The following is a 13855-nucleotide window of genomic DNA, read 5'->3' as shown; positions in this document are numbered from 1 at the left end:
AGAAGGAACCTGTGCGAAAGGTTCCTTCTTTAATGAAGATTGTGCTTCTTGAGTAATTTCTTTTGTTCCACTCCCTTTTTTCCAATATAGTTATTTTTGTATCCAAAATATAGAATGAATAGAAATGAAATAACATTTACTATAGCGTCAATTTGATCGTTTGTAATGAAGTTTATTCCGAAAGAGTTAAATAGTAATTTTAATGATAACAAAAAGCCAGCTAGTAAGCGCATAATATCTAATAGATTTTCTTTTTGAGGCATATAGGTCACTCCTTCCTAAAAACGATATATAGTATATATATGAAATAAAATAGAAAAGGTATACAAGCTTAAGTAGAAATGTACATTAAATATGTACATTTTTTATTTTATAGAAAAACATTATTGTTATAGAAACATATATTGGTATAAAAGGGGGAGAGTATGAAACATAAAGGGAAAATTAGTGGATTATTACTTGGGAACACAGTTGCGGTTACAGAATGGATTGCACTTCAGGATGTAATTGCTAAGCTAGATTCGAGATCATTTTTAACCGTCTTTATTATTTATATATTGCAAATGATACTAAGCTATTATTTTGGACATTGGTACGATAAAAGAACGAATACGCGTGTAAATATTGAAGTAGGAGGAATGACGAATAACGATTTTGTCGTTGATTTTTTTGGAAAAGTAGCTGCTTTATCAGAAAGAGATTCTCGTAATATTACAGTGTATATTCTTTCCGTAAAAGAATGGGATGTATTAAAAGACACAGTGCAAGAAAAAAAGTTAGATGAGCTAGTCCAAAGAGTAGAACGTACAATTGTAAAGACAATTCGAAAAGGCGATGTAGTTACGAGGTGGGATGAAAATAAATATGTTATCGTAGCTGTTGATAATGGCTATGAAAAGTCAACAATAACAAGTAGATTAATCAAAAATATTCAAAATGAAATAGCGAATGATTTATTAAGTGTCACACTATTATTTGGGGCTGCAAGTTATCCTATAGAAGGGAAAACTTTTGAAGATTTGTTTAGAAAGGCACAAAATCAATTGTATAATTATAGAAACTTGCAAAGTCATGAATGAAACTTTGATTTAAAGAAGTATGATATAAAGATTTTTTGTAACATTTTTTTGTCTTTTGTTACAAGAAAACTTTTTTTTGTAACAAAAGTCTTTAAAAATATATGAAATCAGCATATAATTGTGTGTGGATGTGTCAATGCATTTTGCACAATGTTTTCAGTTTAAAAGTGTAGAGGAAAACATGCTCTACACTTTTCCTTTTTAAGAAATTAAAAGAATCTTTGTAAGAGTTGCGAGGTCCCCTTTGCACTATGTAAAATGGACAAAGAGGTTATTTGATAGAAAGTGAGAAAGGGAATGATAGACGTGAGAGGTCAACGATCATCTTTTATCAGGTGAAACATTATAGTGTTTCTTGCAGTAGGTAAGATTAAGGAAAATACCTTTATGTTTTAAGACATTACATAATTTTAAGTACGAAAATTGTACAAGCAGTATAAATAATTATTGATGATCTTCGTAAAAAGATGCGAGCGTGAAATAGCTAACGAAGTTACATGTTTTTCATGGGATTTTTGGCACGATGGTCGTTTATTAATAGGGGGAAAAGATGTTGAAATATAATAAATTAGCAATTGTAACTGCATTATCAATGACTTTACTAGCTGGTTGTTTTGGCCCAAAACCAGAAGAGGAGCTATATGTTGCATTTGAAAATGCTGCCAAGCAAGAAAAAACAATGTTTGAAGATGCGAAAAAATTAGAGTCATTAGAGAAAGAGGGTCAAGTATTATATAATCAAATTGTCCAAGAAGGAAAAGATAATAATCAGGCTGTTAAGGATAAGCTTGATCAAGCGGTGAAAAATACAGCTGAACGAGAAAAAGTTCTTATTAAAGAAAAAGAGGCGTTAAATAAAGCGCAAGAAGAAGTGAAGTCAGCTGATAAGCATGTGAAGAAAATTGAAGATAATAAATTAAAAGAACAGGCTGATAGAGTAAAGAGTACTTATGAGAAACGACATGATTCATTCCAAAAGATGTACGATAGCTATAATAAATCTTTAAAGCAAGAAAAAGAATTATATACAATGCTACAAGATAAAGGTACAAAATTAAAAGATATTAGCGAGAAAGTAAAGGTAGTAAACCAAGCATATAAAGATATTGAGACAGAAAAAGATAAGTTTAATGAATATACGAAATCATATAATACAGAAAAAGTTGCATTCTATAAACAAGCTAATATTAAAATTAAGGAAGATAAAAAATAAAACAGTTTGGCCTAATATTAGGCCAAACTGTTTTATTTTTTTGTATAGGTACGGCTATACCATGGAACTGGTTCGCTTAATTTTTTTTCCTGTTTTAATGCTTCAGGACCAATATAATCTTGAAGTGTTTTTTTTGCTATTGTTAAAGATAAGGTTGTTTTCGGATTTCGATAGGAGGATTCAAGGTGACCAAGATGCGGTAGGGTGCGAAAATCATCTTTCGTAGGAGGGATATGGAAAAAATAATCACCTAAACGTATAAGAACATCGGATTGTTGTTGACTAAAACGTGGATTTCTAGAAAAATGTAATCCTTCTTTGATAGCCTTTTTTTCAGTAATTAAGCGTTCTAAAGCAGTCTTTTTTAACCAATATAAGTACTTAGGGTTAGTTGCAGCTTTAGCATGACGATTCACAACGAAAATAGATTGAGCTAGTCTATTAATAGAATGTTGATTATGCAATGGAGATTGTGGTTGTGAAGGTTTCATATTGACTCTCCTTTCAATTTTTCCTTATTATAGCATAAATAAAATGGGTTTTTATTATATGCAAAAAGTAATTGTATATATTTTCAATATTAAAGCAATATTGTTACAAAAAACAACTATTTTGTATAATAGTGATAGAATATGTTTCAGAAATTTGATAATGAAAGAGTGAGAAGTTTGAAAGAAATATTAAAATTACAATATGCCATTATAGATATTGGATCTAATACAATGCGTTTAGTTATTTATGAAAAGCAAAATGGAGGTTTTTATAAAGAAATTGAAAATACGAAAGTGGTTGCTCGGTTAAGAAATTATTTAATCGATGGTGTTTTGAATGAAGAAGGTAAAGAAGTATTGTTACAAACATTATTTCAATTTCAAGAAAGTACAAAATTCCATCAGTTGCATCATGTACTTTGTGTTGCAACGGCAACAATTAGACAGGCTGAGAATCAAGAGGAGATTAAAAAACTTGTTGAAGGACAAACAGACTTTACTCTTAGAGTATTATCAGAATATGAGGAAGCACGTTACGGCTATTTAGCAGTTATGAATTCTACTTCGTTTTCGGAAGGAATAACAGTAGATATTGGTGGCGGAAGTACGGAAGTTACATATATTAAAAATAGAGAGATTTTAGAGTACCATAGTTTTCCTTTTGGTGCGCTTTCTTTAAAACATCTATTTATTAAAGGTGATATTCCTACTAAAGATGAATTAGAGGAAATTCGAGAGTATTTAGAGTGTCAATTTCGAACGTTACCATGGTTAATTGATAAGAAATTGCCTCTTATTGCAATTGGTGGTAGTGCGAGAAACTTAGCGAAAATCCACCAAAATTTAACAAACTATCCTATAGCGGGAGTACATTTATACAAAATGAAAGAAGAAGATATTGAAAATGTAAAAGGTGCATTGGAAAAACAATCGTTTATCGAACTTCAGAAAATGGAAGGATTGGCAAAAGATCGAGCTGATACAATTATTCCAGCGGTTGAAGTATTTCATAAACTTGTAAATATTATAGAAGCAACGGCATTTGTATTAAGCAAAAAAGGATTAAGAGAAGGTGTTTTCTATGAAGAGTTGACGAAAGATTTAGGGATTTCATATTATCCGAATGTAGTTGAAGAAAGCTTACATTTGTTATCACACGAATATGAAATGGATATGGAATTTGTCATTCAACTTATTAAACATGGAAGATTGATTTGTAAACAACTCGAAGAAATGGGACTGATTTCTGTTTCAATAAAAGACTGGGAAGCATTCCATCAAGCAGCGAAAGTATTTAATATTGGAAAATATATAGACGAAGAAGCGAGTCGTTTACACACGTTTTATTTATTGGCAAATAAAACAATTGACGGCATGATGCATAAAGATCGAGTGAGGTTAGCGCTTATTGCATCTTATAAATCAAAAATGCTATTTAAACAACATTTATCTCCATTTGAAGGTTGGTTTGATAAAAGCGAACAAAAAAAAATCCGCCTATTAGGCGCTGTTTTACAATTTTCAGCTGCTTTAAATGTAAGACAAAGATCGCTTGTTGATACGATATCCATAACAGAAAATAAAGAAGGATTAACGTTTAGAATTTTATGTGAGCAATCGGCATTAGCAGAAAAAGTACAAGCTGAAAAACAAAAAAAGCAGCTAGAAAGAGTATTGAAAACAAATATTCACTTATCATTCGAATCAAAACGTTAAGTTGTACGGATGTCTTTACAGAAAATTAACACTTTGGAATATTGTAATTTGATAAAATGAAAGTAACTAAATTATAGTGAAAAAGTTTCAAAGGGAAGTGTGAAGAGAATGGAATTGCTAAAGGGGAATTTAGTAAATTTAAATGATACAGCGTATTATAATAATCGTGAATTAAGCTGGCTAGCATTTAATGAACGTGTATTACAAGAAGCGCAAGATGAAAATAATCCACTATTAGAAAGACTAAAGTTTATTAGTATTTTTAGTTCGAATTTAGATGAATTTTTTATGGTGCGCGTAGCAGGTTTGAAAGATCAAGTAAGTGCGGGATTTAATCAGCCAGAAAATAAAGCAGGTTTAACACCAAAGAAACAGTTAAATAAGATTGCGATAAAATCGCATGAGTTAATGACTGTGCAGTATGAAACGTTTAAAAATTATGTATTGCCAGCGCTTGAACTAGAGGGGATTGAGCGTTTAACATTCCATGATTTGACGAAAGAGCAAAGGGAATTTATCGAGGAGTATTTTGATGAACAAATATTTCCGGTTTTAACCCCTGTATCTATTGATGCGTATCGTCCATTTCCAATGTTATTAAATAAAAGTTTGAATTTAGCTACTATTTTATATGATGAGCAACAGGCTGAGGAAGAAAATCGTACGAAGTTAGGAATTGTACAAGTGCCTTCATTACTGGAGCGTTTCATATTTTTACCGAGTGAAGGGCAAAAACATAAATTTATTTTATTAGAAGATGTAATTAGTGGTTTTACTCATAAACTATTCACAGGATATAACGTATCACCTGTTACTCGTTTCCGTATTACACGTAATGCGGATTTAACGATCCATGAAGAAGGTGCACGCGATTTATTAAAAGTAATTGAAAAAGAATTGAAAAAGCGTAAGTGGGGAGCTGCCGTTCGTTTAGAAGTTGGTAAAGAACACATTGATGAAAGAGTGTTAGCGTTATTGTATGATGTGTTAGAAGTAAAAGATGAAGATGTGTACATGATGGATGGACCGTTAGATTTAACATGTTTATTCTCCTTATAAAAAAAATTAGCGCCTTTATATGAACATCTAGTATATCCGGCTCTTATTCCTCAACCTCCTCAAGATTTAGGTGATGAGGAAGATGTATTTGAAAAAGCGATAGAACATGATATTTTATTACACCATCCCTTTGAGTCGTTTCAGCCAGTCGTTGATTTTGTCCGTGATGCGGCAGATGACTCGAATGTACTTGCGATCAAACAAACATTATATCGTGTAAGTGGAGATTCTCCAATAATTCAGGCGCTGAAGGTAGCAGCTGAAAAAGGAAAACAAGTGACGGTATTGGTTGAGTTAAAGGCAAGGTTTGATGAAGAGAATAATGTTCATTGGGCTAAAGAATTGGAACAGGCCGGATGTCACGTTATTTACGGAGTAAGTCACTTGAAAACGCATAGTAAAATTACGTTAGTTGTAAGAAGAAGAAACGGAAAAATTGAAAGGTTTGTACATCTTGGAACCGGAAATTATAATGATGCAACAGCGAAGTTGTATACCGATTTTGGATATATTACATCGCGAAAAGACTTTGGTGTAGATGCAACAAATTTCTTTAATTATTTGAGTGGTTATACAAAAAAACCGCATTTTCATCATTTATCTGTTGCCCCGTTTGATATAAGAGAGCAGTTTATGGAGTTAATAGATGAGGAAATCCGTTATCATAGACAATATGGAAATGGATATATTATCGCTAAAATGAATTCGTTAACAGATAAACCGTTAATAAAAAAAATGTATGAAGCATCACAAGCTGGGGTAAGGGTAGAGCTCATCGTTAGAGGGACATGTTGTTTAAGACCTGGGATTCCGAATGTAAGTGAAAATATTCGTGTAGTTAGTGTTGTTGGAAGATATTTAGAACATAGTCGTATTTATTATTTCCATCATAATGGAGATGAAAAAATATATTTATCTTCAGCTGATTTGATGACGCGGAATATGGAAAAACGAGTAGAAATATCCTTCCCAATTTTAGATATTGAAATGAAAGCGAGAATAAAGGCAATTTTACAGCTGGTTTTAGCTGATAATGTGAAAACACGTGAACAAAATAAAGATGGTGACTATTATTATATAATTAATAGTAGTATAGAAGAAATTGATAGCCAAGTGAATTTATTTAAGATGGCGTATCAAAATACAGACGCTGAATAGTGTGAAAAAAGTAAAAACCTCTTATTGAATTTAAGAGGTTTTTACTTTTTTTCTCTACTCATATATTCTCAAAATGGAAGGATGAGTAGAGAGAATAGTTTTTATTATAGGCGTGTGATGAGTCGGTTCGTTGAGAGAAAAACATTAGAAGAATGGTTGGTTTAAATTAATAATAGTATGGTTGTTGACAAGGCCCTCCGTAACAAGGAAAAGGTGCTGGTGGTGGGAAAGGCGGTGGATAAGGCGGATAAAACGGTCTAGGCCCGAAAGCTAATGCTCCACCGAGCAATCCTCCAGCAATTCCAGCTAGAAATGGAACACCGAAAAATGGAAAGAAGCGTGAGTCGCCTGCTGGGCCAAAAGGTGCTGAACGAACTGGGATCGGTTGATAATATGGATACATGAACAAACCTCCTTTACTGGACTCATTTTTATCATATGGTGGACCAAGCGTGGATGAGCGCGTACAAGGAAGGATATGTAAGGAAATAGGCGAATTGTTACGAATGTTGTAGGATGAAGAGTGTAATTTCAGGTTTTGACATAAAGCGGAATGGGACACGTGTTCTTCCAATACCTCGATTGACATAGAGAGTCAAACCTTGAATGTTATAGAAACCTTCAATATATTCTTTTGCAAGCGACGGGGTAATAATAGCACCTAAAAAAGGAATTTGTACTTGTCCCCCATGGCTATGACCAGAAAGTTGAAGATTGATTGGATATGTAGCGATTTGTGGCGCGATATCTGGTTCGTGAACGAGAACAATTGTATAAATATTTTGTTTTGCATGTTGTAAAGTTTCCGCTATTTTTGGTTTACCCAGTAGCATATCATCGAGTCCGAAAATAGAAATTTCACTATTATCCAGTAAACGAATTCGCTTTTCGCTATTTTGCAAAAGTTCAAATCCAGATTCGCGCATGATGTGATCATAGTATTCAGTTCCATATCCACCATGGTCGTGGTTACCATAAATGGAAAATTTACCAAAGGGTGCCTGTATATTCTTTAAAATGGATGCAACAAAAGAAGCCTCGGTATATGTTTGGTAATCATCAATGAGATCACCAGTAAAAAGGACAATATCTGGCTTTTCAGCATTAATCTTGGAAACGATTTGAGATAAATGTTGGAGAGAGAAATAGTATCCTAGATGTAAATCGCTAAATTGAAGGATCTTCATACCATGAAAACCTTTTGGTATGAGCGGTGATTTAAGTGTGTGTTGCGTAAAAGAAAGCAAATAGGGCTCTATATATTTAGCATAATAATAGCCGATACTTGCGGTTATAAATGAATATAGACAAGTGCGTATTCCAGATTTTAAAAAATTTCTTCTTGTAATTTTCTTCATATACAGGTTACTCGAACCTCCCTTCAGTTTTTTAAAAATATATTTTAAATACTAAAGAAGTAGTATAGATTACGAAAAAAATGAACGAAAAGAAACCTCTTTACGTTAAAATATCAGAAAAATTGAAAAATATAAAGATTTCTATCAAATAAAGTGATAAAATGAATGTGTATTCATTTTTTGGAGGGGATGTATGTGAAAGAGAAGGTAGTTATTATAACAGGTGGATCAAGTGGAATGGGAAAAGGGATGGCGATTCGTTTTGCGAAAGAAGGGGCACGTGTTGTTATTACAGGGCGTACAAAAGAAAAGCTAGAAGAAGCAAAGTTAGAAATTGAACAGTTTCCAGGGCAAGTATTATCTGTACAAATGGATGTACGAAATACTGATGATATTCAAAAAATGATTGAACATATTGATGAGAAGTTTGGACGAATTGATATTTTAATAAATAATGCAGCTGGAAACTTTATTTGTCCAGCAGAGGACTTATCTGTGAATGGCTGGAATTCGGTAATTAATATTGTATTAAATGGTACATTTTATTGTAGTCAGGCTATTGGGAAATATTGGATTGAAAAAGGTGTAAAAGGAAATATTATTAACATGGTGGCAACATATGCATGGGATGCAGGCCCAGGGGTTATCCATTCGGCAGCAGCTAAAGCTGGTGTACTAGCGATGACAAAAACTCTTGCTGTTGAGTGGGGACGTAAATATGGAATACGAGTTAACGCTATCGCACCAGGACCAATTGAGCGTACAGGTGGTGCCGATAAATTATGGATTTCAGAAGAAATGGCTAAGCGTACATTGCAAAGTGTTCCACTTGGTAGAATGGGTACACCAGAAGAAATTGCGGGTCTAGCTTATTATTTATGTTCAGATGAAGCTGCATACATAAATGGAACTTGTATGACAATGGATGGTGGCCAGCATTTGCATCAATATCCATTTTAAAAGGAAAGAAAAATGAATGATTCATTAATTTTTCTTTGGTGAAATGTGACGAAGTTGTGACACGTGAGAGAAATGTGTTTACAAAGGGGAATATATAGGTTATATTTAAGACCTCTTTTTTCTTCATAGTAGAATTGCTAATTCCCCTTAGCATTTTACCCCTCTAATCCCTTCAGGAAAACTGAAGGGATTTTTTATTATTTTTCCGTAAATATCGTGTTATAATTTTTGAAAAGTAAAGGGAGGGAAGCACGTTGATAGATGCATTAGATGTAATGAGTAACTTGGATAAAGTCCTTCCTTATTATCAAGCTATTTTTAGTGCTGATGAGCATACAGTAATTGGATATGAAGTTGTAGGACGTATTCAAACAGAAGAGGGCATACAAAGTTTAGCATCTTTCTTCCATGATGATTCTATTCCGAGTGAGTTCCAACTTGAAGCGGATAACATCATCGTAGAAAAAGCGTTAAATAGGTATTTAGAAACGGATCAAAAATTATTATTATTTATACATCGGAATGCTAATGTATTAATGAATGATGAAGATGAAAGTTTACTTCAACTTTTGCTGATGTATGAAGAACAAGGTTTGAACTTACAACGCATTGTTCTGGAAATAACAGAACATGAATGTAAAGAAGATATAGAACAATTTAATCATTTACTCATGTATTATCGTACATATGGTATTCAAATTTCGATTAATAAAGTCGGAACGGGTACAAGTAATTTAGAGCGTATTAGCGTGTTAGCACCGGATATTTTAAAAGTAGATTTAACAAATTTAAGGCAAACTGCACTTTTACAATCTTATCAAGATATTTTATATTCCTTATCTTTACTTGCTAGAAGAATTGGTGCGACATTGTTATATGAAGAAATTGATGCTTTTTATCAACTACAATATGCTTGGAAAAACGGTGGTAGATATTATCAAGGTAATTATTTGAAAGAATGTTTACCTGATTTTATTGAAACGAATGTTTTAAAAGAGCGACTTGGTAATGAATGTCATCAATTTATTCTGCATGAGAAGAAGAAGTTGCAAAAAATTTATAATTTAACAGAGATGTTACGTGATCGAATTGGTGATGTTCTGTCAAAACAAAAAAAGAATGAAGATATAAATGATTGGTTATTACAATTTAGCCAAAGCATATCACAATATAGTTTTCGGATATTTATTTGTAATGAAGATGGTTTTCAACAATCGGGTAATATTATGAAAAAAGATGGTGGATGGATCATTATGCCAGAGTATTATATGAAGAACTGGAGCTGGCGCCCGTATTTTCTAGAAAATATAATGAAAATGCGTTTTGAGAATAAGGCAAGACTTTCAGATTTATATGCTGATATCGAAACTGGTGAAATGGTACGAACATTTTCATTCCCGATTGATGATGAAAACTTTTTATTTATAGATTTATCGTACGAATATTTATATGAAGAAGATGTTTTATTTTAATGCACGAAGAAATTCGTGTATTTTTTTGTTTGTTTTTATCATAAATTGGTAATAGTGAAAATGATGATGAAAATGCTGTCTATCGTTGTAAAGATTTTACGAACGAAATCATCCCTTTCTTTGCATAATCATTGTTACAATGAATACTACAAAGACAAGCTCTTTTAAAAGGAAGGTGAAAAAATGAAGAAATATGGAATATGGTTTGTTCTATTTATATGTGTTGCCTTTCTAGTTGGCTATAGTGTCACAACTGTTTTAGGAAAAGAAGAAGTGAAAGTGGATCGGAAAGAAGTGTTTACAACGATACAAAAAGGTTATGAGACGCAATTTTCAATCCGCGGGAAGCAAATACCTACGAATAAGATGATAGAGACGTTATCACCATATTTTACAAATAATTTCCTTCAAGTTTTTACAGATGAAAACAGTAGAAATGAAAAACAAAGTGGTGAATATTTACTTCCAGCAAAAGAAGCTCCATTTTCTTTTAATTCAGAAACAAAAATGTCTTATGATGAAGAACATAAAAATTTATATGTCTATGAGCGGACAAAGAGTGGACAATATCAAATTGTGACATTGCAAAAGGATAATGGAAAATGGAAATTAGCAGGGTATCATGAAAGTCAGGAACTGTTGACTGAAATAAAAAGGTTACAACAATTATGAGAATAGGAATAGGTGTCGCCTATTCCTATTCTATACCGAGTAGCTGTTGTAATTTTTCAATTTGAAAACCTGCCACAACTTCTTCGTCAATTACAACTGTTGGAGTTGAATAGGATTCATAGTCATATAAAAGACGATTGCGTGCAGCAGCGTCTTTTTTTATGTCAAATTCTTCATATACAACGTTATTATGTTTTAAAAATTCTTTTACAATGGTACAAGGCGGACAATCAGGTTGTGTATAAACCTCAATTTTTTTCATTGTAATTCCTCCCTTTTTCTGTTGTTTATTATATTCTGCCAGTATAAAAAGCGCAATAAAGAAGTAAAAAGATGCTCTTTCATCTTTTTACTTCTTATTTCGACAAATTTTAGTTGAGTTTCTTGCCAAGAACCTTTATCCTAGATTGTGGAACGTTTTTTCTGTTATGACGGATAGAATGAGTATAGCTGTAAAACCTATTGGTAGGAAGATCAGAGAAAGGAGAGATTTCATGTCTCTACTCCAAGGAATTTTAACTCGACTTGTTAGTCTACAAGAACAAGCTGAAAGCGGTGAAGTAGCACAACGCTATTTTGAAGTGAACGGTGAGCGCAAATGTAGCGTGAAATTTTTCGATAAAAGTGAAATGTATGAGTTAGAAGTGTATCAACAAGGTGAAAAACCTCAAGTGTATCAATTCGATAACATCGATATGGTTGCAATTGAGATTTACGATATCATTTCTTGATACATATAAAAAAGGTACTGCCAAATGGCGGTACCTTTTTTAGTTATATTAATTAATGGGCTATATAGGTAGTAGAAGTTTCAATTTAAGTCGCGATTAAATAAAAGAGTTTTTATAAATGTATATGTATAGGAATTTTTCATTTTTCCTACAATGATAGTAAATATTAATAGGAGGTGCAAAGGATGGAACGCTTACCGATTGTTATTTGTCCTAATTGTCACAGTCATGCTGAAATTAATCACGTATTAACCGCCCAATCTAATCAAAATGTAATATATACATGTAGGTTTTGTAATTATGTAATTCGAAATATTGAAACGAATAAAGGGTAGTAAGTTATAATTTTTGTTTTTGTCCCATACAATGAGAATACGAAAAGTCTGTCTAATTGAAAGGACGTGACTATGTGGACGGTGAGCATACATTTTATAATGTTTCAGAGAGACATTTGAATTTTGATATGGTATTTAACCGTATTTGTAGTTTCATTGAAAAGGATCCGCGAAATTTATATCGATTATCTATTGGGACAGACTCACAAGCGCATCAAAAGGATACGAGGTTTATTACAGCGATACATATTCATCGTGTTGGAAAAGGAGCATGGGGATGTTTGCATCATAAATCAGTGAAAAATAAGCCAGCAACGTTGCGAGAGAAAATATATTTAGAAACACAGTTTAGTCAAGAAATCGCCTATCTATTTACTCCCAATCATATACAAGCGATATGGGATTTATTGCACCCATACGCTCAAGATGGAGCAGGATTCATAATGGAGATTCATTTAGATATCGGGAATGATGGTTTAACAAAAGAATTTATTTTAGATATGACGATGAAAATTCAAGCAATGGGATTAACAGCAAAAATTAAACCAGATGCTTATGCGGCATTTAGTTACGCAAACAGATATACAAAATAATGTGAAATGATGTCTATATATTCGCAGTCGTTAAGTATTTCTAACAAAAACTGAATATTACATCTGTTAAATAGACTGAAAAATTTATATAATGAGAGTGATGATGCGAGTGCAAGGAGAGGAGCATATGGAAAAGGAATTTGTTTTAACAAGAGAAGAAGAAAATTTATTGTTGGATATTCTGTTTCAGCAAAATTACGCGAGCGAAATTTTAGCGGTGGAGCTTACAGACATTGAGAATGGTTTAAAACAGATAGATGTGACGCAATATAAAAAAATCACAAGATTGTTTTACCGATTAAAAAATAAAGGGTATTAAGCACTACCGGAATGGTAGTCTTTTTTTTATGTTATATGCTAAAATAGTTATGTATTTTTATTAGAAGAATGTCAGGACAAAATAATAATATGAAAACGCTATCATAAAATGTGAATAGGACCGGAGAATATTAGCAGGAAAAAGGGAAAATGGGGGATGTAACATGATTAGTATTCCGAAAGACGAGTTTCAACAAATTCTTGTGAAGGATTTAATGATTTCATCAGATAAAGTAGCACATGTACAAATAGGGAATGGTCTAGAACATGCTTTACTCGTTCTTGTGAAATCTGGATATTCGGCGATTCCTGTTTTAGACCCTATGTATAAATTACATGGGTTAATTAGTACTGCTATGATTTTAGATGGTATTTTAGGATTAGAGCGCATTGAGTTTGAAAGACTTGAGAATATGAAAGTGGAACAAGTGATGAAGGAAGAGATTCCAGTTCTTATGTTAGAAGATTCTTTTGCAAAAGCTTTAGAAATGACAATTGATCATCCTTTTATTTGCGCTGTCAATGAAGAAGGTTACTTCGAGGGTATTTTAACACGGCGGGCTATTTTAAAATTGTTGAATAAAAAAGTGAGACAGCATAATCGATAACGTAGGGAAAGTGACTTCACAGAAAAGGCGAAGTCACTTTTTTTCGTGCATATCAGTTGTGTATGTATTATATTTAAAAAGACATAAAGCAT

The 13855-nt window shown here is 32.6% G+C and carries 16 protein-coding genes and 1 pseudogene; 12 read left to right on the top strand and 5 right to left on the bottom strand.

Going from position 1 to position 13855, the window contains the following annotated elements; all coding sequences use genetic code 11:
* Positions 1 to 29: 29 nt before the first annotated feature.
* Positions 30 to 263, bottom strand: coding sequence for a phage holin (locus B5P40_RS11230; protein WP_002014824.1), 234 nt, complete (start codon positions 261 to 263; stop codon positions 30 to 32).
* Between the two features lie 162 nt (positions 264 to 425).
* On the opposite strand from B5P40_RS11230, the gene B5P40_RS11225 reads away from it, so the two are divergent.
* On the top strand, positions 426 to 1079 hold the full coding sequence (locus tag B5P40_RS11225) for a diguanylate cyclase domain-containing protein (RefSeq protein ID WP_113709247.1): 654 nt from the start codon (positions 426 to 428) through the stop codon (positions 1077 to 1079).
* A gap of 550 nt (positions 1080 to 1629) precedes the next feature.
* Positions 1630 to 2292: a YkyA family protein gene (locus B5P40_RS11220; RefSeq protein WP_012261627.1), complete on the top strand. Its 663-nt coding sequence runs from the start codon at positions 1630 to 1632 to the stop codon at positions 2290 to 2292.
* 32 nt (positions 2293 to 2324) lie between these two features.
* On the opposite strand, the gene B5P40_RS11215 is transcribed toward B5P40_RS11220, so the two are convergent.
* Positions 2325 to 2783 (bottom strand): YkyB family protein, encoded by a 459-nt coding sequence (locus tag B5P40_RS11215; RefSeq protein WP_002014827.1) that lies wholly within the window; start codon positions 2781 to 2783, stop codon positions 2325 to 2327.
* 141 nt (positions 2784 to 2924) lie between these two features.
* Between B5P40_RS11215 and B5P40_RS11210 the strand changes: the two genes are divergently transcribed.
* Positions 2925 to 4499 (top strand): Ppx/GppA family phosphatase, encoded by a 1575-nt coding sequence (locus B5P40_RS11210; protein WP_044442827.1) that lies wholly within the window; start codon positions 2925 to 2927, stop codon positions 4497 to 4499.
* 108 nt (positions 4500 to 4607) lie between these two features.
* Positions 4608 to 6716: pseudogene (locus B5P40_RS11205) on the top strand (polyphosphate kinase).
* A gap of 166 nt (positions 6717 to 6882) precedes the next feature.
* Here B5P40_RS11205 and B5P40_RS11200 read toward each other — a convergent pair.
* Together B5P40_RS11200 and B5P40_RS11195 are read right to left on the bottom strand one after the other, a co-directional pair.
* Entirely contained in the window at positions 6883 to 7119 is a 237-nt protein-coding gene (locus B5P40_RS11200; protein ID WP_002014830.1) for a hypothetical protein, read from the bottom strand.
* A 97-nt stretch (positions 7120 to 7216) separates the two neighbouring features.
* Complete coding sequence (locus B5P40_RS11195) at positions 7217 to 8074, bottom strand: metallophosphoesterase (protein ID WP_002014831.1); 858 nt, start codon at positions 8072 to 8074, stop codon at positions 7217 to 7219.
* A 195-nt stretch (positions 8075 to 8269) separates the two neighbouring features.
* On the opposite strand from B5P40_RS11195, the gene fadH reads away from it, so the two are divergent.
* The 3 genes from fadH to B5P40_RS11180 all read left to right on the top strand — a co-directional run bounded on the left by fadH (position 8270) and on the right by B5P40_RS11180 (position 11178).
* Positions 8270 to 9034 (top strand): 2,4-dienoyl-CoA reductase, encoded by a 765-nt coding sequence (gene fadH / locus B5P40_RS11190; RefSeq protein ID WP_002165138.1) that lies wholly within the window; start codon positions 8270 to 8272, stop codon positions 9032 to 9034.
* Between the two features lie 254 nt (positions 9035 to 9288).
* On the top strand, positions 9289 to 10506 hold the full coding sequence (locus tag B5P40_RS11185; RefSeq protein ID WP_002128891.1) for an EAL domain-containing protein: 1218 nt from the start codon (positions 9289 to 9291) through the stop codon (positions 10504 to 10506).
* A gap of 183 nt (positions 10507 to 10689) precedes the next feature.
* A complete protein-coding gene (locus B5P40_RS11180; protein ID WP_002128890.1) occupies positions 10690 to 11178 on the top strand; it encodes a DUF3993 domain-containing protein in 489 nt (162 codons plus the stop codon).
* Positions 11179 to 11203: 25 nt separating this feature from the next.
* Here the strand turns inward: B5P40_RS11180 and B5P40_RS11175 are convergent, their stop codons facing one another.
* The gene (locus B5P40_RS11175; RefSeq protein WP_002014835.1) at positions 11204 to 11440 is read right to left on the bottom strand and encodes a glutaredoxin domain-containing protein; all 237 of its coding nucleotides are present in this window, start codon (positions 11438 to 11440) and stop codon (positions 11204 to 11206) included.
* Positions 11441 to 11672: 232 nt separating this feature from the next.
* Between B5P40_RS11175 and B5P40_RS11170 the strand changes: the two genes are divergently transcribed.
* From B5P40_RS11170 to cbpB, 5 genes are all read left to right on the top strand, one after another.
* Entirely contained in the window at positions 11673 to 11909 is a 237-nt protein-coding gene (locus tag B5P40_RS11170; protein ID WP_000055151.1) for a YkuJ family protein, read from the top strand.
* A gap of 185 nt (positions 11910 to 12094) precedes the next feature.
* On the top strand, positions 12095 to 12244 hold the full coding sequence (locus B5P40_RS11165) for a hypothetical protein (RefSeq protein ID WP_002033828.1): 150 nt from the start codon (positions 12095 to 12097) through the stop codon (positions 12242 to 12244).
* A 74-nt stretch (positions 12245 to 12318) separates the two neighbouring features.
* On the top strand, positions 12319 to 12837 hold the full coding sequence (locus tag B5P40_RS11160; protein ID WP_002033829.1) for a ribonuclease H-like YkuK family protein: 519 nt from the start codon (positions 12319 to 12321) through the stop codon (positions 12835 to 12837).
* A 127-nt stretch (positions 12838 to 12964) separates the two neighbouring features.
* A complete protein-coding gene (gene abbA / locus B5P40_RS11155) occupies positions 12965 to 13156 on the top strand; it encodes an antirepressor AbbA (RefSeq protein ID WP_033708000.1) in 192 nt (63 codons plus the stop codon).
* A gap of 163 nt (positions 13157 to 13319) precedes the next feature.
* Entirely contained in the window at positions 13320 to 13763 is a 444-nt protein-coding gene (gene cbpB, locus B5P40_RS11150) for a cyclic-di-AMP-binding protein CbpB (RefSeq protein ID WP_002066926.1), read from the top strand.
* Positions 13764 to 13855 lie beyond the last annotated feature (92 nt).

Origin of the sequence: Bacillus sp. SRB_8 (assembly GCF_003264205.1) — a bacterium.
GTDB lineage: Bacteria > Bacillota > Bacilli > Bacillales > Bacillaceae_G > Bacillus_A > Bacillus_A mycoides.
The sequence above is the reverse complement of the archived record's forward strand: the minus strand, read 5'-3'. Positions and strand labels throughout refer to the sequence as shown.

Bases quoted from the DNA above. Each gene is read 5' to 3' on its own strand.
- B5P40_RS11230 (WP_002014824.1), bottom strand. From the start codon at position 263: ATGCCTCAAAAAGAAAATCTATTAGATATTATGCGCTTACTAGCTGGC.
- B5P40_RS11225 (WP_113709247.1), top strand. From the start codon at position 426: ATGAAACATAAAGGGAAAATTAGTGGATTATTACTTGGGAACACAGTT.
- B5P40_RS11220 (WP_012261627.1), top strand. From the start codon at position 1,630: ATGTTGAAATATAATAAATTAGCAATTGTAACTGCATTATCAATGACT.
- B5P40_RS11215 (WP_002014827.1), bottom strand. From the start codon at position 2,783: ATGAAACCTTCACAACCACAATCTCCATTGCATAATCAACATTCTATT.
- B5P40_RS11210 (WP_044442827.1), top strand. From the start codon at position 2,925: ATGTTTCAGAAATTTGATAATGAAAGAGTGAGAAGTTTGAAAGAAATA.
- B5P40_RS11200 (WP_002014830.1), bottom strand. From the start codon at position 7,119: ATGTATCCATATTATCAACCGATCCCAGTTCGTTCAGCACCTTTTGGC.
- B5P40_RS11195 (WP_002014831.1), bottom strand. From the start codon at position 8,074: ATGAAGAAAATTACAAGAAGAAATTTTTTAAAATCTGGAATACGCACT.
- B5P40_RS11180 (WP_002128890.1), top strand. From the start codon at position 10,690: ATGAAGAAATATGGAATATGGTTTGTTCTATTTATATGTGTTGCCTTT.
- B5P40_RS11175 (WP_002014835.1), bottom strand. From the start codon at position 11,440: ATGAAAAAAATTGAGGTTTATACACAACCTGATTGTCCGCCTTGTACC.
- B5P40_RS11170 (WP_000055151.1), top strand. From the start codon at position 11,673: ATGTCTCTACTCCAAGGAATTTTAACTCGACTTGTTAGTCTACAAGAA.
- B5P40_RS11165 (WP_002033828.1), top strand. From the start codon at position 12,095: ATGGAACGCTTACCGATTGTTATTTGTCCTAATTGTCACAGTCATGCT.
- abbA (WP_033708000.1), top strand. From the start codon at position 12,965: ATGGAAAAGGAATTTGTTTTAACAAGAGAAGAAGAAAATTTATTGTTG.
- cbpB (WP_002066926.1), top strand. From the start codon at position 13,320: ATGATTAGTATTCCGAAAGACGAGTTTCAACAAATTCTTGTGAAGGAT.